The organism is Pseudomonas sp. MF09156 (genome assembly GCF_059862305.1).
Window position 1 is genome coordinate 1 of the sequence record NZ_JCBCUR010000005.1, and the last position, 20,921, is coordinate 20,921.

The 20,921-nt window shown below is 62.2% G+C and carries 19 protein-coding genes; 7 read left to right on the forward strand and 12 right to left on the reverse strand.

Features of this window, described 5'->3' with window-relative positions; genetic code table 11:
• Positions 1-266: 266 nt before the first annotated feature.
• A complete protein-coding gene (locus tag AC19YY_RS13870) occupies positions 267-1,130 on the forward strand; it encodes a LysR family transcriptional regulator (protein ID WP_169956860.1) in 864 nt (287 codons plus the stop codon).
• 50 nt (positions 1,131-1,180) lie between these two features.
• Positions 1,181-2,185 (forward strand): LacI family DNA-binding transcriptional regulator, encoded by a 1,005-nt coding sequence (locus AC19YY_RS13875; protein ID WP_169956861.1) that lies wholly within the window; start codon positions 1,181-1,183, stop codon positions 2,183-2,185.
• Here the strand turns inward: AC19YY_RS13875 and AC19YY_RS13880 are convergent.
• From AC19YY_RS13880 to AC19YY_RS13905, 6 genes are all read right to left on the reverse strand, one after another.
• Positions 2,182-2,907 (reverse strand): SDR family oxidoreductase, encoded by a 726-nt coding sequence (locus AC19YY_RS13880; RefSeq protein ID WP_170043523.1) that lies wholly within the window; start codon positions 2,905-2,907, stop codon positions 2,182-2,184. The two genes, AC19YY_RS13875 and AC19YY_RS13880, sit on opposite strands and share 4 nt — an antisense overlap.
• Before the next feature lie 137 nt (positions 2,908-3,044).
• Positions 3,045-4,577: an FGGY-family carbohydrate kinase gene (locus tag AC19YY_RS13885; protein ID WP_500604468.1), complete on the reverse strand. Its 1,533-nt coding sequence runs from the start codon at positions 4,575-4,577 to the stop codon at positions 3,045-3,047.
• 2 nt (positions 4,578-4,579) lie between these two features.
• Entirely contained in the window at positions 4,580-5,659 is a 1,080-nt protein-coding gene (locus AC19YY_RS13890; protein WP_170057867.1) for an alcohol dehydrogenase catalytic domain-containing protein, read from the reverse strand.
• Positions 5,660-5,732: 73 nt separating this feature from the next.
• The gene (locus tag AC19YY_RS13895) at positions 5,733-6,725 is read right to left on the reverse strand and encodes an ABC transporter permease (RefSeq protein WP_169956864.1); all 993 of its coding nucleotides are present in this window, start codon (positions 6,723-6,725) and stop codon (positions 5,733-5,735) included.
• A complete protein-coding gene (locus tag AC19YY_RS13900; RefSeq protein WP_169956865.1) occupies positions 6,691-8,199 on the reverse strand; it encodes a sugar ABC transporter ATP-binding protein in 1,509 nt (502 codons plus the stop codon). Before AC19YY_RS13900 ends, AC19YY_RS13895 begins: the two co-directional genes overlap by 35 nt.
• A gap of 63 nt (positions 8,200-8,262) precedes the next feature.
• Positions 8,263-9,177, reverse strand: coding sequence for a substrate-binding domain-containing protein (locus AC19YY_RS13905; protein ID WP_169956866.1), 915 nt, complete (start codon positions 9,175-9,177; stop codon positions 8,263-8,265).
• Positions 9,178-9,462: 285 nt separating this feature from the next.
• On the opposite strand from AC19YY_RS13905, the gene AC19YY_RS13910 reads away from it, so the two are divergent.
• Both AC19YY_RS13910 and AC19YY_RS13915 read left to right on the forward strand, forming a co-directional pair.
• Positions 9,463-10,149, forward strand: coding sequence for a sterol desaturase family protein (locus AC19YY_RS13910; RefSeq protein WP_169956867.1), 687 nt, complete (start codon positions 9,463-9,465; stop codon positions 10,147-10,149).
• Positions 10,146-11,228 (forward strand): SMP-30/gluconolactonase/LRE family protein, encoded by a 1,083-nt coding sequence (locus AC19YY_RS13915; RefSeq protein ID WP_170057862.1) that lies wholly within the window; start codon positions 10,146-10,148, stop codon positions 11,226-11,228. The genes AC19YY_RS13910 and AC19YY_RS13915 overlap by 4 nt, the downstream gene beginning before the upstream one ends.
• A 40-nt stretch (positions 11,229-11,268) precedes the next feature.
• On the opposite strand, the gene AC19YY_RS13920 is transcribed toward AC19YY_RS13915, so the two are convergent.
• Complete coding sequence (locus AC19YY_RS13920) at positions 11,269-12,732, reverse strand: hypothetical protein (protein ID WP_492634381.1); 1,464 nt, start codon at positions 12,730-12,732, stop codon at positions 11,269-11,271.
• Between the two features lie 245 nt (positions 12,733-12,977).
• Here AC19YY_RS13920 and pmrG point away from each other — a divergent pair, with 245 nt between their 5' ends.
• Positions 12,978-13,628 carry a lipopolysaccharide core heptose(II)-phosphate phosphatase PmrG gene (gene pmrG / locus AC19YY_RS13925; RefSeq protein ID WP_262381468.1) on the forward strand — a complete coding sequence of 217 codons (651 nt, stop codon included), beginning with the start codon at positions 12,978-12,980 and terminating at the stop codon, positions 13,626-13,628.
• 3 nt (positions 13,629-13,631) lie between these two features.
• Here pmrG and AC19YY_RS13930 read toward each other — a convergent pair whose 3' ends face one another.
• Together AC19YY_RS13930 and AC19YY_RS13935 are read right to left on the reverse strand one after the other, a co-directional pair.
• The gene (locus AC19YY_RS13930) at positions 13,632-15,047 is read right to left on the reverse strand and encodes a M10 family metallopeptidase C-terminal domain-containing protein (protein WP_500604374.1); all 1,416 of its coding nucleotides are present in this window, start codon (positions 15,045-15,047) and stop codon (positions 13,632-13,634) included.
• Between the two features lie 161 nt (positions 15,048-15,208).
• Positions 15,209-15,679, reverse strand: a complete 471-nt coding sequence (locus tag AC19YY_RS13935; RefSeq protein ID WP_169956871.1) for an Lrp/AsnC family transcriptional regulator — start codon at positions 15,677-15,679, stop codon at positions 15,209-15,211.
• 123 nt (positions 15,680-15,802) lie between these two features.
• Here AC19YY_RS13935 and AC19YY_RS13940 point away from each other — a divergent pair, with 123 nt between their 5' ends.
• Complete coding sequence (locus AC19YY_RS13940) at positions 15,803-17,041, forward strand: methionine gamma-lyase (RefSeq protein WP_170057859.1); 1,239 nt, start codon at positions 15,803-15,805, stop codon at positions 17,039-17,041.
• A 9-nt stretch (positions 17,042-17,050) separates the two neighbouring features.
• On the opposite strand, the gene AC19YY_RS13945 is transcribed toward AC19YY_RS13940, so the two are convergent.
• Together AC19YY_RS13945 and hpaR are read right to left on the reverse strand one after the other, a co-directional pair.
• A complete protein-coding gene (locus tag AC19YY_RS13945) occupies positions 17,051-18,061 on the reverse strand; it encodes a GlxA family transcriptional regulator (protein ID WP_432755400.1) in 1,011 nt (336 codons plus the stop codon).
• A gap of 52 nt (positions 18,062-18,113) precedes the next feature.
• Complete coding sequence (hpaR, locus tag AC19YY_RS13950) at positions 18,114-18,536, reverse strand: homoprotocatechuate degradation operon regulator HpaR (protein ID WP_500604375.1); 423 nt, start codon at positions 18,534-18,536, stop codon at positions 18,114-18,116.
• A 213-nt stretch (positions 18,537-18,749) separates the two neighbouring features.
• Between hpaR and AC19YY_RS13955 the strand changes: the two genes are divergently transcribed.
• Positions 18,750-20,006: an OprD family porin gene (locus tag AC19YY_RS13955; RefSeq protein ID WP_500604376.1), complete on the forward strand. Its 1,257-nt coding sequence runs from the start codon at positions 18,750-18,752 to the stop codon at positions 20,004-20,006.
• Here the strand turns inward: AC19YY_RS13955 and hpaA are convergent, their stop codons facing one another.
• The gene (hpaA, locus tag AC19YY_RS13960; protein WP_169956876.1) at positions 20,007-20,900 is read right to left on the reverse strand and encodes a 4-hydroxyphenylacetate catabolism regulatory protein HpaA; all 894 of its coding nucleotides are present in this window, start codon (positions 20,898-20,900) and stop codon (positions 20,007-20,009) included.
• Between the last annotated feature and the right edge of the window lie 21 nt (positions 20,901-20,921).

The following is a 20,921-nucleotide window of genomic DNA, read 5'->3' on the forward strand; positions in this document are numbered from 1 at the left end:
ACACCGAGCCTAGGCGAGGTGCCGAGTGGTGGGGCAAGAGCCCTTTGCTTACTTTGGGGCTTTTCCAAAGTGAGCCGCCGTAAGGGCGGAACCCTAAGTGGCCATGACCGCAGCAACGGATATGTACACACACCCAAAAGTGCGAGCGGCGTAGAGACTCATGCCCATCGCAGCCAAGCCAAACCAGCTCCCACATTGAAGCGCATTTCACAGACCGATATGCGATTGTCACACTACAATGCCCCTCCACCCCCTCCGGAGCCGACATGGACATCGAACTGGCACGCACTTTCCTCGAAATCACCCGCTGCGGCAGCCTGGCCGCAGCCGCCGAGAAGCTGCACGTCACCCAGACCGCCATCACCGCTCGCGTGCAAAAGCTCGAAAGCCAGCTCGACAGCACCCTGTTTGTGCGCAACCGCGCCGGGGCGCGGTTGACGGCCGATGGCGAGGCGTTTGTGGTGTATGCCAATCAACTGGTGCAAACCTGGGAAGCGGCGCGCCGCGACCTGCCGTTGCCCGAGGGTTATCGCAATGTGTTGCATATCGGCGGCGAAGTCAGCCTGTGCAACCCGTTAATGCTCGGTTGGGCCAAGGCCCTGCGCGAACACATCCCCAGCCATGCGCTGCGCACCGAAGTGCGTGACGGTGAATACCTGTTGCGCCAGCTGGAGTTGGGCGTGCTGGACGCCGCGCTGGTGTTCCAGCCGCAGTACTGGCCGGGGTTGCAGGTGGAGCAGGTGCTGGAGGAAAAACTGATCCTGGTGCGCCTGGCCAGCCGTCCCGATCCCTATGTGTATATCGACTGGGGCCCGGGCTTTCGCCAGCAACACGACGCCGCCCTGCCGGACAAGGCCCGCGCCGCCGTGAGTTTCAACCTCGGGCCGCTGGCCTTGCAGTACATCCTGGAGAATGGCGGCAGCGGTTATTTCCGCACGCGGGTGGTGCAGAGTTACCTTGAAAGCGGGGTGATGGAGCGCGTGCCCAAGGCCCCGGAGTTCAGTTTCCCGACTTACCTTGTGTACTCGCGCGAGCGTGATTCGGCGATCCTGCAACAGGCCCTGGTGCTGCTGCGCGGGGTGGTCAAGGCCGAGAGCGATTGGTCACAGCGTTGGGATCCGGTGCTTTGAACCGGTGCCCATGTTAGCCTCCTGATGTTTTCTCCTGGTCCCACCTGCCGATGAACAAGAAAAAATCCGTCACCATCAGCGACATCGCCAAACGGGTCAACATGACCACCATCACGGTGTCGCGGGCGTTGAGCAAACCCGACCTGGTCAAGCCCGCCACCCTGGCGCGGATCCTTGAGGTGGCGCGTGAGCTGGACTACGTGCCCAACGCCTTCGCCCGCGGGCTCAAGCGCAGTGAAAGCCTGATCATCGGCGTGATCACCGCGTCAGTGGACAACCCGTTCTACAGCGAAATGATCAAGGCGATTTCCCGCGAGGCGAAAAAGCACGGCTACACCATCATGCTGGTGGACACCGATGAGCTGGAGGAATTGGAAAGCAAGGCCGTGGACACCCTGCTCGGTTATCGCGTGGCGGGGATCATCCTCTCGCCGGTCTCCGACGAGCCCGACTACCAGCCCGATTACCTGGAGCGCCTGGGCAACGGCAAGACCCCGGTGGTGCTGCTCGACCGCACGATCCACGACAGCCCGTTCAGCCGCGTGGTGCTGGACAACTACCACAGCGGGATCGAGGCCGCGCAGTACCTGTTGCGCCACAACCCCGCGCTCAAGCGCCTGCTGGTGCTGACCGGGCCCGAGCATTCGCGCATCACCGTAGAGCGCCTCAAGGGCCTGCGCGAAGTGCTCGCCGAGCATCCCCAGGTGCAGGTCCAAGTGTGCGCCGGCGACTACACCTTGATGCCCTCCTACCTGCACACCCTCGACTACCTGGCCGCCCACTGCGCACCGGATGCGATCATGGGCTTCAACCAGTTGATCACCCTGGGCGCCCTGCGCGCCTTGCGCATGCACAATATCCCCCACGACAGCCTGACCATCTGCGGCATCGACCGCCTGCCGTTTGCCGATATCTTCGGCGTGCCGATTGCCTGCGTGGCCCACGATGCGTCGCTGGCCGGCAGCAGTGCGGTGCGCCTGTTGCTCGACCGCCTGCAAGACCCGTACAAACCCCGGGACAAGGTGGTGATCGCCGGCAAGCTGGAGAACGGCTAGCGGCTGGTGTAGCCGCCATCGATCGGCAGGCTGACCCCACTGATCATGCTCGCCGCGTCACTCAACAAAAACAGCACCGGTAACGCCACTTCCCGGGGTTGGGCAAAGCGCCCCAGGGGAATCGCCGCCAGGGCCGGGTCGCGCTTGGCCGGGTCGGCCCAGGCCTGTTGCGCCATGGGCGTGAGGGTCACGGTGGGGTTGACGCTGTTGACCCGGATCCCGAAACGCCCCCATTCGGCACATTGCACACGGGTGATCGCATCCAGGGCGGCCTTGGACGCGCAATAGCCCAGATGATCGTCCAGCGCCACCAGCGAGGCCTGGCTGGAGACGTTGACGATACTGCCGGCGATACCTGCCGCAATCATCGCCGCCGCCACCCGGCTGGCGACTTGCGCGGCGGCGCGGGCGTTGACGTTCATCACGTGGTCGAAGGCGGCGCTGCTGATCGCCGCTGCCGGTTCCAGGCGCGAGATCCCGGCGCAATTGACCAGGCCGTGCATCGGCGGCAGGTCCTTCAGGGCCAGGTCCAGGGCGGCGCTGTTGGCGATGTCCAGGCACAGGGTTTCACAGCCCAATAGGGACAGGGCCTGGGCGTCACGGCCGATGGCGCAGACCTGGGCGCCGCTGGCGATCAGTTGCAGGGCGATTTCCCGGCCAATGCCGCTGGTGGCGCCGGTGACGAGGATGCGTTGGTGGGTGAAATCGAAGGTGGTGGTCATCAATGAATATCCCAAAGCAATAGAGAGCTCATGTGGGAGCTGGCTTGCCGGCGATGGCGGCGTGTGCGCCAACACATTAGTGACCGATACACCGCTATCGCAGGCAAGCCAGCTCTCACATTTTGGTCCGTGTTCACTTAACTCGTTTGCAGGCTGTGCATCACCGGCTTGAGTGCCGGATACAGCTTCAGGTAGTCGGCAAACGCCCGGTCATACGCCTGTACATTCTCAGCCCCAGGCTCAGCCCGCAGCTCCAACTGCACCCACCCCTGTGCCATCTGCCCCTCGTCCACCAACCCCACCGCATGCGCCGCCAACAACGCCGCGCCCAGCGCCGCCTCCACTTCCTGGACGATGGTGTACACCGGGTAACGGGTGACATCCGCGATAATCTGCATCCACAAATCCGAATGGCTCGCGCCACCCACCACGATCAGCCGAGGGTCCAGTGAATGGGCGCCGCGCATGCCCGCCTCGATGTTGTGCCGCAGGGCAAAACTCACGCCTTCGAGCACCGCGCGGTACAGGTGGATGCGGCTGTGATACAGGTTCAGGCCGACAAAACTGCCGCTGGCCTGGTAATCCCACACCGGGCTGCGCTCACCCATCAGGTACGGCAAAAACAACAGCCCTTCACTGCCCGCCGGGATCTGGCGCGCGCTCTGTTCCAGCAGCCACAGGCTGTCCTGGCCGGTGTCCCGCGCCTGTTGCTCCTCGGCCTGGCAGAACTGCTCGCGAAACCAGCTCACCGAGGCCCCGGCGGTAATCGCGCCGCCAAAGATGTACAGGTCCTGCTGGCCGTTGTAGACATGGGGCATGCTCACCAGGCCATGCCGGGCATCCACCTGCTGGTTGAGGTAGCCCCAGCACATGCTGGTGCCGATCATCGCCACGTGGTTGCCCGGCTGGGTGACACCGGCCGCCAGGGTCGCCATGGCCGCATCGACGCCCCCGGCCAGCACCGGCATGCCCGCCGCCAGGCCCAGGCGTTGTGCCCATTCCGGCAGCAGGCCGCCCACCACTTCGCCCGAATACAGCAGGCGCTCGGGCATCATCGCCAACGGGATATCCAGCGCCGCCAGCATCTCGGCCGACCAGCCGCGCGCCACCACGTCGTAGACCCCGCCGATATTGCCGGCGCTGCTGTGATCCACCGCCACCTCACCGGTCAGGCAGTAATTGATGTAGCTGTTGGGCGGCAACAGGTAGCGGGTGTTGGCCCAGACCTCGGGCTGGTGCTGCTTGAGCCAGAGCATTTTGGTGAAACCGTAGTAGCTGTCCAGCGAGTTGCCGGTGACCGCGAACAGGCGCTCCAGGTCGACCTGCTCGCGCACCCAGGCCACCTGTTCGCCGGCGCGGCGGTCCATCCAGATCAGGCAGGGGTGCAACGGTTTCATGGCGCCATCCACGGCTATCCCCGAGCCGCCGTACAGGCTGCTGATGCACAGCGCCTTGACCTGTTCTTTGGCGACCCCGGCCTTGCCCATGCACTCGGCCACACAGGCCTGCACTGCATCCAGCCAGACCTGTGGCCATTGCTCGGCCCAGCGCACTTTTGGCGTGTCCACGCGATAGCCCTGGCTGTGCTGGGCGATGATCCGCCCCTCGCCATCCACTAACAGCGCCTTGGTGCTCTGGGTGCCAATGTCCACGCCAATCACGTATTTCATACTCATTGCCCCGGCTTGAGCAGCACCTTGATCGACTTCACCGAGTTGGCCAGGTCGAACGCTTCGGCCCAGTTATCCAGGGGGAAGTCATGGGTGACGATGCCCTTGGACGTCACCAGGCCACGCTCGAACAGGTCGATGGCCACCGGGTAGCAATACGGCCCCAGGTGCGCGCCGCGTACGTCCAGTTCCTTGCGGTCGCCAATGATTGACCAGTCGGCACTGGTCTCGGCGCCGAACACGCTGAACTCGACAAAACGCCCCAGCTTGCGGATCAACTCCAGGCCCTGGGTCACGCCGGCCGGCACGCCGGTGGTCTCGATATACACGTCGCAGCCGTAGTTGTCGGTCAGGCCATTGATGATCGCGCGGGCGTCGTCCCGGGCGGGGTTGATCACTACATCGGCGCCGTATTTTTTCGCCAACGCCAGGCGTTCGTCGACCATGTCGATCACCACCAGTTTTTTCGGGGTCTTCAGCGCGGCCACCTGCACCATGCACAGGCCCAGGGTACCGGCGCCGGCAATCACCACCACGTCATCGAGTTGCAGGTCGCCACGGTTGACCGTATGGATCGCGCAGGCCATGGGCTCGATCAACGCCGAATCCTCCAGGGACACCGCCTCGGGAATCTTGTGCACGATGGCGGTCTTGGGGATGCGCATGTACTGGGCCATGCCGCCTTCGGCCACTTCGCGCTGGAAGCCGAAGATGTTGTGCACCTCGCACATCCAGTACTTGCCGGACTTGCAGAAGCGGCACTTGCCACAGGGCACGATCTGCTCGGCGATCACCTTGTCGCCGACCTTGACCTCGAAGTGTTCCTCGGCGCCCTCGCCCACTTGCTCCACATAGCCGAAAAACTCGTGCCCCGGCACCACCGGCGCCTTGACCCACGGGTTGTCGCCGCCCCAGAACATCGCCGCGCCCGAGTGGCATTTGCAGTCACTGGCGCAGATCCCGCAGGCGGCAATGCGGATCACCAGTTCATTGGGCCGCGCCTGGGGTTTGCTGATGCGCTCCAGGCGGTAGTCTTTGGGGCCGTGGCAGACGACGGCTTGCATTTGGCTGTGCTTTTCCATGAGGTACTGACCTTTATTGAAGATGAGAGAGCCCGTCGCGGCCACGGCGGCCGCGTTGAGGTACTGCGTTTTTTTACTTGTGGCGCTGACGGCTGATAAAGATCGCCAGCAAAATAATTGCGCCCTTGATCACGCTCTGCACATAGGGCGAGACCCCGAGCATGTTCAGGCCATTGTTCAACACGCCCAGCAGCATGGCGCCAAGCAAGGTGCCGACAATCACCCCGCGCCCACCGGCAATCGAGGCACCGCCCAGGACCACCGCGGCAATCGCATCCAGCTCAAAACCGATGCCGGCGTTGGGCTGGCCGCTCATCAGGCGTGAGGTCAGCACCAGCCCGGCAATCGCTGCGGTCAAGCCGCTGATGCCATACACCAGCAATTTGAAACGCGCCGCGCGCACCCCGGACAGGCGCACCGCTTCTTCGTTGCCGCCAATGGCGTAGATGTAGCGACCGATGCGCGTGTGTTGCAGCAGCACATAGGCCACCAGGTAGGTGACCAGCATGATCAGGATCGGCACCTGGATCCCCAGCAGGCTGGCGCGACCAAAGAAGCCGAACCACTCCGGCAGCCCGGAAATCGGGTAGCCATCGGTGTACATCAGGCCAAAGCCACGGGCGATGCCCATGGTCGCCAGGGTGACGATGATCGGCGGCATATGCAGGTACGCCACGAACAACCCGTTGCCGATACCAAACGCCACGCCAATCAGCAGCCCGGCGCCAATCGCCAGGCCCGGCGGCAGGCCCGCGACCATCAGCCCGGCGGTCAAGGTGCCGGACAAGGCCATCACCGGCCCCACCGACAAGTCGATGCCACCGGTGAGGATCACGCAGGTCATGCCCACCGCTATGATCGCGTTGATCGACACCTGGCGGGCGATGTTGGACAGGTTGCTGGCGGTGAGGAAGTTGTCGCTGGCCACGATCATCACCGCCGTGACCAGCAACAGCCCGATAAACGGATAAAACGCCGGCGAGCGCACCAGCCGCGCCAGGTTCGGGCGTAGCCCCTGGGTGCCTGCGCGGTTAATGGACGTATTCACTTGAGCCCCCTGTTGCATGGCGCATGACCTCTTGTGGGTTGACGGCAGACGCTTCCAGTACCTTGACGATGGCGCCCTTGTGGAACACGGCGACGCGGTCGCACATGCCGATGATTTCCGGCAGTTCGGAGGAAATCATGATGATTGCGTAGCCTTGCTCGGTGAGTTTGCGCATCAGCGCGTAGATCTGCGCCTTGGCGCCGACGTCGATGCCACGGGTGGGTTCGTCGAACACCAGCACGTCGCAGTGATGGTTGATCCAGCGCGCGATCACCACTTTTTGCTGGTTGCCGCCACTGAGGTTGAATACCCGGCTTTCGCCGCTCGGCGCCTTGATCGACAGCTGCTGCATCAGCTCATCGACACTGGCGCACTCCTTGCCCTTGTCGATCAGGCCGCTGGCGCCCTGGTACTTGTGCAGGTTGTTGATGGAGATGTTTTCACGAATGCTGAAATCGGTGATCAGGCCCTCGCTCTTGCGGCTTTCCGGCAACAGGCCGATCCCATGGGCCAGGGCCTGGGCCGGGTCGTCGAGGCTGACCTTTACCCCGCGCAGCCAGACGTCCTTGGTCACCGACGCCAGCGCGCCCATCATGCCCAGGGCCAGCTCGGTGCGGCCCGAGCCGACCAGCCCGGCAAAACCGAGGATCTCGCCCTGGTGCAGTTGGAAGCTATTGTGCGGGCCATTGCGCTTGAGCTGGATGTCCTTGACCTCCAGCAGCAATGGCCCGCGCTCGGTGCTGGGTTTGGCTGGGAAACTGCACTCCAGGCGCCGGCCGACCATCATTTCCACCAAGCGGTCGATGTCGCTGTCGGCCACGTCGGTGACGCCGGCATTGCCGCCGTCGCGCAACACGCTGATGCGGTCGCACACCTGGAAAATTTCTTCCAGGTGATGGGAGATGAAAATCACCGCCACACCCTGGCGCTTGAGTTCGCGCATGATCTCGAACAGCAGTTCGGCCTCGCTTGGCGTGAGGGTCGCGGTGGGTTCATCGAGCACCAGCAGCCGCGCATCCAGGGCCAGGGCCTTGGCGATCTCGACAAACTGCTGCTCGGCCACGCTCAGGTGCTTGACCGGGCATTGCAGGTCGATGCTCACCCCAAGCCGTTGGAACAGTGCCTGGGCGGCTTGCTGCATATCGCGCTTGCGCAGCAGGCCGAAGCGGTTGTTCAGTTCATGGCCGAGGAAGATGTTTTCTACCGCCGTGAGGTAGGGAATCAGGCTGAACTCCTGGAACACAATGCCGATGCCGGCGGCAATCGCATCACGATAGGTCGCGAACTGCTGCGCCTGGCCATCGATCAGGATGCGCCCTTCGTCCTGGTGCTCGACCCCGCCGAGGATTTTCATCAGGGTCGATTTACCCGCGCCATTTTCCCCGAGCAAGGCATGAATCTCGCCACGCTCCACTTGCAGGTTGATGGACTTGAGGGCCTGCACCCCGGGGTAGCGTTTACAGATGTTTTCCAGTTGCAAAAGACTGCTCATGCCGCCGACCTCTCGTTCAGAAGGGAGCCCCGCGCCCCACGATTGACGCGGGGCGTGGACGGTTTACCAGCTGAAGTCCTTGGCCTTGGCCTGGTCGATCAGGGCGATATCCACCGGGATACTGGCGGGCACGTGTGAGCCCCACTTCTTGGCCAGGGCAATGCCCAGGGCCAGGCGGATCTGGTCGCGCGGGTACTGCGCCGAGGTGGCGATGAACTTGCTGCCCGGCTTGAGGATGGCCTTGATCGCTTCCGGCGCACCATCGACGCTGACCAGCTTGACGTCCATGCCGCTGGCCTCGATGGCCGACAGTGCGCCGAGGGAGCCGTTGTCATTGACGCTGAAAATCCCCTTGAGGGTGGGCTGGGCCTGGAGCATGTTTTCGGTGACGGTCAGCGCCTGGTCACGCTCTTGCTTGCCGTTCTGGATGCTGACGATCTTGATATCCGGATGCTTGGCCACGGCCTCCTTGCAGCCGCGGACCCGCTCCAGGATCGGCACCACGGCAATGCCGTCGAGGATCGCGATATTGCCTTTGTCACCGATGTTCTTGGCCAGGTATTCACAGGCCTGGAAACCGGCGTCGAAGTTCTTTGAGCCGACGAAGGAATCCAGCGGGCCATCGGCCTGGGCATCCACCGCCACCACCACGACACCTGCTGCGTGGGCCGACTTGACGGCGGACTGCACGCCAACCGAATCCGTGGGGTTGATCAGCAGGATGTCGATGCCCTTTTGCAGCATGTCTTCGACGTCACTGACTTGCTTGGACACATCGTGGCGGGCATCGGTGATGATCAATTGCGCACCGATGGTCGCCGCCGCTTCTTGCAGGGCGTCTTTCATGGTGACGAAGTACGGGTTGTTGATTTCCTGGAAGGATGCGCCGATGCGCATGGGGGCAGGTTTGGTGTCGGCCAGGGCGACGGTGGAGATGCTTAAAGCCAACAAACACAGGGTTTTGCGAAGCATTTTCATGGCATGGGTCTCTGTTTTGTTTTTATTTTTAGAGCAAATGTTATCGTTAACATTTTGCCAGAAGCTAACAAGGAAATGAGGCTGGCGCAAGCCCCTTGCGCTTTCCCTGTAGGAGCCGGCTTGCTGGCGATGGTCTTTCACGATGACGGGGCATTATTTGACGTTGTGGGTGTTCTGGCTGGCGCCATCGCCGGCAAGCCGGCTCCTACAGGGGCAAGCTCAGTTCGCAAAATCGGCAGGCCGGGCTAAGCTCACTCACCAATAAAAAATACAACAGGCTGCGCCATGACCCATCCCACCGAGGCCTTTCGCCACCGCTACCGTGCCGCGGTCCACCCGCGCTACAACCCGTGGCTGCATGCCGGTTTTGTGCTGATCTACGGTTTGTCCTGCATCCTCCTGGCCTGGGGCAGCACCCAGCACATCCAGGCCTGGGAATGGCTGACCATTCCCCTGACACTGGTGTTTTTCAATCTGTGCATCTACCTCGTCCACCGTCACCTCGGCCATCATAAACACGGCCTCGCCAAGCTGTTCTATGCGCGCCATACCGGCGACCACCACAGCTTTTTCACCCCCGGCCATATGACCTATGACAGCCCCAGGGACTGGCGGGTGATCCTGTTTCCGGCCTGGTTGATCGTCCTCCACAGCCTGGCCATCACCCTCCCCGCCTGGTGGCTGCTCAAGCAGTTCAACCCCAACGTCGCCGGGTTGTTCGCCGGGTGCATGATCCTCGGTTACCTGCTCTACGAAACCTTCCACGCCTGCGAGCACCTGCCTGCCGCGCATCCCCTGGCCCGCTTGCCGTGGATCCGGCACATGCACCAGCTGCACGCACTGCATCACCGCCGTGAGTTGATGCAAGGGCGCAACTTCAACATCGTGCTGCCGCTGATGGACTATCTGTTCGGCACGTTGCACTGGGAGCCCGCCACACCCTCCTCCAAAGACCCGCGGGAAGCACCATGAGCCAAACAATCCGTCATCTGCTGTTGCTGGTGTTGATCCTTGTCGCCGCCTTTTTGCTGCTGATGCCCACCGAGGTGCAGCCAGTCAATTGGGCTGCGCCCAAGGCGCCATCCATGCGGGATGGGCCCTACAGCGAAAACCAGCGCCTGAAGGATGTCCAGCGGGTTGGCGCCCAGGGCATCGCCGGGCCCGAGGCGTTGCTGGTAGATGCCCAAGGTTTACTGGTTACCGGCCTGCATGACGGGCGAATCATCCGCACCGCGCCAGACAGCAACACCCTGGACGTGCTGGTCAACACCGGCGGCCGCCCGCTGGGCCTGGCGCAGCATCCGGACGGGCGCCTGATCATTGCCGATGGGGTCAAGGGCCTGCTGGCATTGGACGGCCAGCGCCAACTGAGCACCCTGAGCACCAGTGCCAATGGCCTGCCCTTCGGCTTTACCGATGATGTAACGGTGGATGCTGCCGGGCGCTACGCCTACTTCAGCGACGCGTCGAGCCGCTGGGGCTATGGCCAGGATGGTGAAGCGGTGATCGAGCATGGTGGCGATGGCCGGTTGTTGCGTTATGACTTCAGCAACGGCCAGACCGAGGTGCTGCTGGACCACCTGCAATTTGCCAACGGCGTGGCGCTGGGGCCGGATGAAAGCTATGTGCTGGTCAATGAAACCGGGGCCTATCGCATCAGCCGCTTTTGGCTCAAGGGCGACAAGGCTGGCACCCACGATCTGTTTATCGACAACCTGCCGGGGCTGCCGGACAACCTCACCTTCAACGGCCGGGATCGGTTCTGGGTGGCGCTGTATTCGCCGCGTAACCCCCTGCTCGATGGCTTGGCCGGTTACCCCGCGATACGCAAGATGATGGTGCGGGCGCTGATGGTGGTGCCCAAGCCCATCGAGCGCAAAGCCTTTGTGCTGGGGTTGGATGTGCATGGCCAGGTGGTCGCCAACCTGCAGGATGGTAGCGCGGGCAACTACTCACCCATTACCAGCGCCCGCGAACACGGTGAATGGCTGTACCTGGGCTCGCTGAAGAACACCAGCATGGCCCGCTTGCCGCTGAAACTGGCCCTGTAGAAGCTGGCTTGCCGGCGGGCGCCGGCAAGCCGCTTTCTGGTTAGCGCACGATGGTCTGGCTGCAGATATGCCCCAGGCTTACGTACTGCGTGATATTACCGCCTACACCAACACCCGGGAACTCCTTGAGCTCGATGCGCCAGCCGCCCATGTTGAACCAGGTCCGCCAGTTGTACGTCTGGCCGGACGAGCTGTCCGGGTAGACCACATTCAGATCGCCGGAGCAGGTGCCCAGGTCGACGTTGCCGGAGGCCGCGCCGGTGATACCGGTCTTGGCCTCGTAGTCGACCCAGTGATAGTTGATGGTGTTATCGAAGCGTTTGTCGACCCGCAGTACCGGGGTCACGCCGCGCAGCGGCTCACCGGTGCTGTCCGACCATTGGGTGCTCCAGCTCAGGCTACGGGAGGCCTGGGTGGCCAGTTGCATGATCGAACTGGGAATGCGCACCACGTTGTCGCCATTCACATTGTTCTGGTTCAGTCGTGGTGCCGAGCCAAAGGACAAGATGTATCGCGCCTGCGGGTTGAGCGCCACTGCCGGGTTGGCCCGCACCCGCACCTTGACGGTGTAGCCAGGCGTGAGGTTGGGGTACGTGGAGGTGTTGTTTGGCTGGATCACCACCCAGTTATTGCCATCGAAGCGCTCGAAAATCCACTGGTTGCGGGTGCCCGCGCCGTCATCGCCAAGGAACATGCCCACGCCCTGGCCGCGCAGCGCGGTGAAGTCGAAGTAATCGACATCGTTGACGCTGTCGAGGTTGCCGGCCACCTGGTTCAGCGCGTCTGGCAAGGCGAACGCGGTTTGCGCGGTGTCGTTGGGCTCGAAGGCGTCGATGTTGCTGTCCACCGCCACGCCAAAACTGAACTGCGAATTGCTCGCGGTGTTGGCCACCATGTACCAGTAGTAATCGCCGGCAGGCATCACGCCGTTGAGGTATTCATCGGCGCTGCCGGCGTTATCAGAGGTGCCCGCCAGCGTCAGGTTACCCTGGCCGTCGTCATGGAACAGGCTCAACGACATATCGGTACCGGCGCTCTGGTTCAGCAGCTGAACCTGGATGCGCGCGCTTTGCGCGAGGTTGAAGTGGTAGGCCACTTGCGCCCCGGTTTCCACACCGCTGACGGTGTACAGGGTGTTGATATCCAGGGTTGGGAACAAGGGAGTGAAAGCGGCAATCGCTGCACCTTGCAACTGCTTCTCGCCAGGTTTTTTCAGCTCATCAACCCGCGTGTCCACCGGCACGCTGCTGGCTGCGGCCTTGCTTGCCAGCGCCTTGGCCTTACCCGCCTTGGCCGCCTTGAGTTTTTGCGTAAGTTCGGCCGAAAGCTTCGAGGACTCAACCTTGCCCCCCACTTTAAGCGCCTGGTCCACCGCTTGCTTGACCGCCTGGGCGGACAGTTTGGCGGGGGCTTGCGAAGGGTACTGCTCGGCCAGGGCAAAGGCCGAAACGAAGCAGGAGGCCGCCATGGCCGCGCCCAGCATAAAGGCTTTTTTCGATTTCATTTTTTATCCATCCATAGTTAAAAAATTGTGGCGTCGGTGCGCGGTGAAATCCGTTCACCTGGGATGGACTGTAGGATATGACTGTATATATGTACAGTATTTTTTAAGATGAATGTGCGAAAGACCGTCACCGCCAAGGCAATTTTTTCACATCGATTTCACTGGCCGACCACGCCCCTGCCCCTACATTGCCCGGCAACACAAACAGCTGTACCTCAGGTGCCAGGGTGAAGAGCGTGGTTGAAATGAATTGCCCGGATGAACGCCGGGCGAAAACCCTCAGGCAGTCAGGGCTGCGTTTCGGTGCGCTGATCGCCCTGAGCCTTGTAGTGATGGGCGCCATGCTCTGGCCCACCACGCCGCAGAACCTGGGCGTCGACAATCGCCTGGTCACTTCCGGGGCCCTGGCAGCCTGGCGCAGTGGCAACCTGATCGTGCTGGTGCGCCATGAAGAACGCTGCGACCGCTCCAGCAATCCGTGCCTGGGCCCTGTCGATGGCTTGACCCGCCCCGGCAGTGTCTCGGCAGTGGCGGTGGGTAGCGCATTCCATACCCTGGGCATGTCCCACAGCGATGTGTTGAGCAGCCCCACCACGCGTACCTTGCAAACTTCGCAGTTCATGTTCGGCGACGTCCACGTGTTACCCGACCGCTTGACCTTGTGTGGCACCGCCCTCGCGCATGACCTGCCGGCACGCAAGATTGCCGGGCGCAACCTGTTGCTGGTCACCCATAGCGAATGCATCGGCGACCTGGAGCGGGTGCTGGGCTACCCCCACGCCGACGGTGCCGAATACGGCAGTTCACTGTTTGTCCGGGTCGGCACCAACGGCAAGCTCAAGGTACTGGGCGTCTTGAACAGCCAGGACTGGGCCGCCGCCCTTGGCCACCTCTAGCAGTCAGCTCACAATATCGCTGCGCCGCAACTCTCCCTGCACCTGCAGCATGAAGGGCGGCTCGGTAGGCTTTCCAGCAATCTGCAACGTGCTCATGTTCGACTGGCGGTCATAACTGACGATGGCTTCGCCGCTCGCCCCAGAAAACCTGCTGACAAACTGCAACGGTCTGCCGCCCAACTGCGCGGTGATCCCTGACACATCGACTTTGTCCTGGCCACTGACAAAGTCCTGGACCCGGTCCGGTGCCGCAGCATTGGACTCGTTGATTTTTCCATAGACGAAGGTGTCGTTGCCCTTGCCGCCCCACAGCGTGTCGGCACCTTCAGCGCCGTAGAGCACATCGTTCCCGTCACCACCGCGCAACTGGTTATTCGCTGCGTTGCCCACCAGCCAATCGTTGCCTTTGCCACCCGTGGCATGCTCGATCGTGACGCCATAAGCAATGCAAACGTTGCCTTTAAGGCCACCCACATCGGAAAACGTCCCCGCCTTGAGGCTGATTTTCTGGTCCTGCTCATAACCCGAAAAGTCCAGCGTGTCGGTCCCGCCGCCATCCCAAATAGCAGCGACCATCTTGTCGTTCTTGCTGTGGATACTCAGGAAGTCACGCTGGGTATTGGAGTTGAAACCGTAGGTGGTGTCGTCATTGCGCGTCTTGAGATTGGCGCCATATCGGGACTGGTAAGCCGTTATGTCGTCCAATTGTGGCGCCGATGAACGAAAGCCGTCATGCCGCATGTAGGCGGTGCGCTCGCCCCTGTAGCTCATGCCGGTGTGGCTTTGCGAATCTTCTTGAGAGTCGAGTTGGTTGCGCGTGAAGCTGCCGTCATAGCGCCCAGGATGCTGTAACCCCATCGCATGCCCCAGTTCATGGACAATCGTATGCCGGCCGGCATCGCCAAGGGCTGCGCTGGCAACGCTGTGCTCCTCTGGCGTGTTTACAAACCACACCTCACCCCCACGGCCACTGCCCGGCAGCACCGCATGGGGGTTGCCGCTCTGGGAACGGCCGTTGCGGTCGACCTTTTGCCCATAGTTGCCAATGCTGATATGCCCTTCGCTTTTTGCCGTCCTGGGCCCTTCGCTGAACTTCACGTTCGCCACATCTGCAATCGACTCAAGGCTGCGCCGGGTCTGCTGCCTCTGGTTCTCGAGGATATGGCTGAACCCGGTCTTGTTCTGCCAAACCTGCTTGGGGTCGGCGGGCGGGGCGCGGAACTCGTAGGAAACCAAGCGCGTGCCATCAGCGTTCGTGTCCGGCCAGCCCGAACTGGAACGCCACAGCGACTTGGCCGCATCCCCCGTGGTCTTGGACGCCAGCCCATTGTGCTGGATGCCATTGCCACGATCATCGCGATGGCGAAACTGATCAATCGTCTGGAACAGTGGACTGCCTTGCATTGCGGGGGTCGACATGGCTCTGGCTCCTGGGTCGTTTCAGATCCGAGAGGCACCGTTGCGTGCGCTCTACCGGCCGAACCTTGAAGGAGCCTGGCTGGCTGCGGTATCACGAAAAGTCTGCATTTGTTATGGGAAACAGCGACGCGCAGGCTGGTTGTTTCAAACAAAGACCGTCGTCACCCCGGCAACGGAATCACCCGCAACGGCCTGACCGACTTGTAGGAAAAGCTCGAATAGATTTCCTTCACACACGGCAATGTCTGCAACACCTCCCGGGCAAATTCGCCGAAGGACTCCAGGTCCTTGGCCACCACTTCCAGCAAAAAATCATAGCGCCCGGACACGTTATGGCAGGCGACGATTTCCGGGATGTCCAGCAACCGCTGTTCAAACGCCCGGGCGATTTCCTTGGAGTGGGTGTCCATCATGATGCTGACAAACGCCGTGACCCCATAGCCCAGGGCCTTGGGCGAGAGAATCGCCTGGTAGCCGCCGATCACGCCGCTGTCTTCCAGGTTCTTGATCCGGCGCCAGCACGGCGAGGTGGTCAGGGAAACGCGCTCGGCCAGTTCGGCAACGGTCAGGCGCGCGTTGCCTTGCAGGGCGTTTAACAGGGCTTTGTCGGTACGGTCCAGGCTGCTGGGCATGTCTTGCCTCAAATTGTTATTTTTATGGGACTTCATCCTTCGCCAGCGGTTTTTCTCGGCAAAGTAGGCAACGTTCGGCCTCGGTTATGAGCATAGCATTGTAGGAAATAAGGAGCGTCCGACATGCACAATAAACACAATACATTCGGCTTTTCTACCCGCGCCATTCACTACGGCTACGATGCGCAAGACCATCACGGGGCCCTGGTGCCGCCGATCTACCTGTCGGCGACCTTTGCCTTCCCGACCGCCGAATACGGCGCGGGGTGTTTTGCCGGTGAAGAAAGCGGGCACTTCTACACGCGCATTTCCAACCCGACCCTGGCGCTGCTGGAGTCACGCATGGCCACCCTGGAGGGCGGCGAGGCAGCAGTGGCATTCAGTTCCGGCATGGGCGCGATTGCCGCGACCTTCTGGACCCTGCTGCGCCCCGGCGATGAGGTGATCGTCAGCCAGACCTTGTACGGCTGCACCTTCTCCCTGCTGCACCATGGCATCGGCCAGTTCGGCGTCAAGGTGCGCCATGTCGACCTGTCGGACCTCGACGCCCTGCGCGCCGCACTCTCCCCCGCGACCCGCATGATCTACTGCGAAACCCCGGCCAACCCCAACCTGCAATTGATCGACATTGCCGCCGTGGCCAAGATCGCTCACCAGCAACCCAACATTACTGTGGTCATCGATAACACCTACTGCACCCCGTACCTGCAACGCCCGCTGGAAATGGGCGCCGATGTGGTGGTGCATTCAGCCACCAAGTACCTCAGCGGGCATGGCGATATCACCGCCGGGATCGCCGTCAGCCGCCATGACCTGGCACAACGCATCCGCCTGCAAGGCTTGAAGGACCTGACCGGTGCCGTCCTGTCGCCCCAGGACGCCTTTTTATTGATGCGCGGCCTCAAGACCCTGGCCCTGCGCATGGATCGCCATTGCAGCAATGCCCAGGCCGTGGCCGAAGCCTTGCAGGCGCACCCGGCGGTCGCGTCGGTAACCTACCCCGGCCTGCGCTCCTTCCCACAATACGAGTTGGCGGCGCGGCAGATGAAACTCTCGGGTGGCATGATTGCCTTTGAACTCAAGGGCGGCATCGCCACCGGCAAGCGCTTCATGAACGCGCTCAAGCTGTTCAGCCGCGCGGTCAGCCTGGGCGACGCCGAATCCCTGGCCCAGCACCCGGCGAGCATGACCCATTCCACCTACACCCCAGAGGAACGTGCCCAACACGGAATTGCCGAAGGGCTGGTGCGTTTGTCGGTAGGGCTGGAGGATATTGCAGACCTGCTGGCCGATATCCAGCAGGCGCTGGCGCATTGCGTCAAGCGTGCGCCGGCGAGCAAACCGGCGACCCATTCTGTGTAGGAATGGGGGTCACTTCACCAGCCGGGTTTCCTTCGAAGGCCGGTAGCCGAAGTAGGCGCTGTAGCATTTGCTGAAGTGGCTGGGCGACACGAACCCGCAGGCCACCAGCACATCGACCTGGGACAGTTCGGTGTGCTGCAGCAGGCGCCGGGCCTCGGTGATGCGCAACTCCATGTAATAGCGCTGCGGTGTGGTGCCCAACTGCTCGCGAAACAGGCGCTCCAGCTGGCGCCGCGAACGCCCGGCATACACCGCCAGTTGCTCCAGGGCCAGGGGTTCTTCGAGATTGGCATCCATCAGGCGCACCACCTCGCGCAGCGGCGCACTGACGCAGATATTTTCAGCGGGCTTGATCCGCCGGTAGCGCGACTCCTCGAACGCCAGGATATCTTCGATACCTTCCACCAGCGCCTTGTCGTGCAGGCTCTTGATCCAGTCCAGGGCCATATGGAACGCACCGGATGGGCTGGATGCGCTGAGACGGTCACGATCGATCACATAGGGCTCGCTGCTGACTTCGGTGGCCTTGGCGATTTCCGTCAGGGCCGGGCGATGCTCCGGATGAATGGCACAGCGATAGCCATCCAGCACCCCGGCCTTGCCCAGGAACCACGCCCCGTTCCATAGCCCGGCGAGGATCACGCCCTGCTGCGCGGCGGCCTTGAGCAGTTCGATAAAGCTTTCACCGGCCTTGAGCTGGGTGCGATAGCCGCCGCAGATCACCAGCAGGTCGAGCTCAGCCAGCGCGCTGTGCTCAAGGCGCGCGTCCGGGCGAATCACCAGGCCCAGGTCGCTGATCACCTCCTGCTCGTCCAGGCCGAAGGTGCGCGAGGTGAACAGCCCAGGACGCAGCAGGTTGGCGGTGATCAGAGTGTCCAGCGCCTGGGTGAAGGCCGGCAGGGAAAAATGTTCCAACAGCACAAACCCCGCGCGAACCAGGCGTGGGGCCTGGCCCGGGGTTTCGTTCAGGTAGCGCAGGTTCTTGCCTTTCATCCCGCCGCTAAATTGCCGTCTTTCCATGAGTGTTCAACCTGTCTGCGGCGCTGTATGAGGCGCCATCGCCAGCAACAGCTTAGGGCTTGATGTTTTTCAACTGGTTGAGCAATTCGAGCAGTTGCTGCAATTGCGCTTCGCCGAACTGTTCCTGGATCTTCTGGTAGTTGCTTTCCATCCCCGCGCTCATCTCGACGAAGCACTGTTGCCCTTGCTCGGTGAGGTTCACGAACACGCGGCGCTGGTCTTCGCTGGACTTGCGTCGACGCACGATGCCGTCGCGTTCCAGGCGCGTCAGCACGCCCGTCATGCTCGGCTTGAGGATGCAGGCCAGGTGCGCCAGTTGATGGCTCTCCAGTTCGCCTTGCTGGCGCAGGATCCGAATCACCCGCCACTGCTGTTCGGTCAATTGATGTTCATTGAGCAACGGGCGGAAAAACGCCATGGCGGCTTCACGGGCCTGCAGCAGGGTCAGCGTCAGGGAAGGTCTGGGAGTGGACATGGCTCACGCGCATAAGAGATCGAAGCGTCGAAGCTTAGGGTCGGCTCCACGGGCATGCAAGCCGGCCGCCGCACAAACTCGTTAATCTCGACACGAATTATTTTATGACGATGCAAATTGTCTACCCAGAATAAATATAACATGTTAACAATATGCCACTCCCTTCAGTGATCCGAAGGGCGATACCTACAAAAACAACAAAAGGAATCTGTCATGCATTTGCGCCTCCTTCCCCTGGCGGCCAGCGCCGGCCTGTGCGCTACGTTCAGCCCCCTGAGCGCCTACGCCGAGTTTATCCAGGACAGCAAGGCCAGCCTCGACCTGCGCAACTTCTATATGAACCGCGACTTTCGCCAGACAAACGCGCCGCAGAACAAGGCCGATGAATGGGCCCAGGGCTTTGTGCTGCGCCTGGAGTCGGGCTACACCGAAGGCCGGGTGGGCTTTGGCGTGGATGCCCTGGGTGAACTGGGGGTCAAGCTCGATTCCAGCCGTGACCGTCGTGGCACCGGCCTGCTGCCGTATGGCGCCAGCCAGCAGCCCGTCGACAACTACAGTGAACTGGGCCTGACGGCCAAGGTGCGAGTGTCGAAAACCGTGCTCAAGGCCGGCACCCTGCAGCCGCAGCTGCCGGTGGCCGCCTACAACGACACCCGGCTCCTGCCCTCGACCTATACTGGCGAGTTGCTCACCTCCCAGGACATCGCCGGCCTGACCCTGAACCTGGGCCGCCTGGAAAAACAAAACCTGCGCGATTCTTCCAGCAACGACCAGATGAGCTACGCCGGCGTCGACAGCAGCCACCTGGACCTGGCCGGCGGCACCTATGCAATCACCCCGCAGTTGGCGACGACTTACTACTACGCACAGATGCAGGACATCTACCGCCAGCACTTCATCGGCCTGGTGCACGACCTGCCGCTGAGCAACGGCATGAGCCTGCGCAGCGACCTGCGTTACTTCGATACCCGCGAGCAAGGCAGCCATGATTTGCGTGGCGCATCGCGAGTGGACGGCGGGCGCATCGACAACCGGTTCTTCAACGGCATGCTGAGCCTGTCGGCGGGGGCCCACAAGTTTGGCCTGGGCTATCAGAACCTCTCGGGCGACGGCGATTTCGCCTACCCCGGCATGGACCCCTATTCGGTCAACCTGGTAACCATCAACGTCTTCACCAAGGCCCAGACCGATGCCTGGCAGGCGCGTTACGACTACAACTTCGCCGCCCTTGGCCTGCCGGGGTTGACCTTCATGACCCGCTATGTGGATGGCAGCCACGTGCAGACCGCCAGCGTGCGTAATGGCCGCGAATGGGAGCGCGATACCGACCTGACCTACACCGTGCAGAGCGGGCCACTGAAAAACGTCAACGTCAGGCTGCGTAACGCGACCCTGCGTTCGAGCAACGGCCTGACCAGCGATATCGACGAAAGCCGCATCATCGTCGGCTACAGCCTGGCGCTGTGGTGATCAACGCAGGCCTGCCTGGCGCAGGCGGTACTCCCCCGGTGTCATGTGCGCATAGCGCTGGAAGAACCGGCTGAAATAAGCCGGGTCCTTGAACCCCAGCTGATAGCAGATTTCATTGGCTGAACCACCGGTAAACAGCAGCAGGCGCTTGGCTTCCTGCATCAGCCGTTCAAGCACCAGGCGCTTGGACGGCAGGTCGGCAATGCGCCGGCATACGTCATTGAGCCGCGCCTCGGTCACGCCGATTTGTTCGGCGTACGCCGACAGCGGCCAATGCCGCAAATAGTGGTCTTCGATCAGCTCATTGAAGCGGTGGAAGATGCGCAGGTCTTCATGGCGCGCCGGGCGTGCTTGCAGGGAGTTGGCGCACAGGCGCAGCAGGCTGATCATGATCAACCGCGTCAGGCTTTCCAGGGCCGCCGCCCGCCCCGCGCCGGTGCTGTTGATCTCGCCGCTCAACTCGTCGAACAGCCAGTCCAGCCGCTTGATCTCGGGCTCGAACTCAGGTGCCAGGCGGGCCAACGCCACGCAGGCGGGTGGGATCTGTGGGCCTGGCGCCAGGCTCGGGTCGGCATCGACCAGCGCCCGCACCCACTGCTGGCGCACGGTCAGTACGTGGCCATCGGCGTCGGCTTCAGTGACAAAGGCATGGGCCACCGTGGGCGGCGTGAGGAAAAACATCGGCCCCGATTCCAGGTACTGCTGATCGTCGAGGTAGACCCGCACGGCGCCGCTCTTGACGTAATGCACCTGGAAGAACCGGTCATGCCGATGCACGGGCATGTTGCGCCCGAAAAAACCCGCCAGGTTGCCGAGCCGATCGTAATGCACGTCGGCATCGCTGTAGCGCTGGTCGTAGACCTGGCCGATGTTGATGTTGGGGATCGGTTTCACAGGCTTCTCTTTATTGTTTTT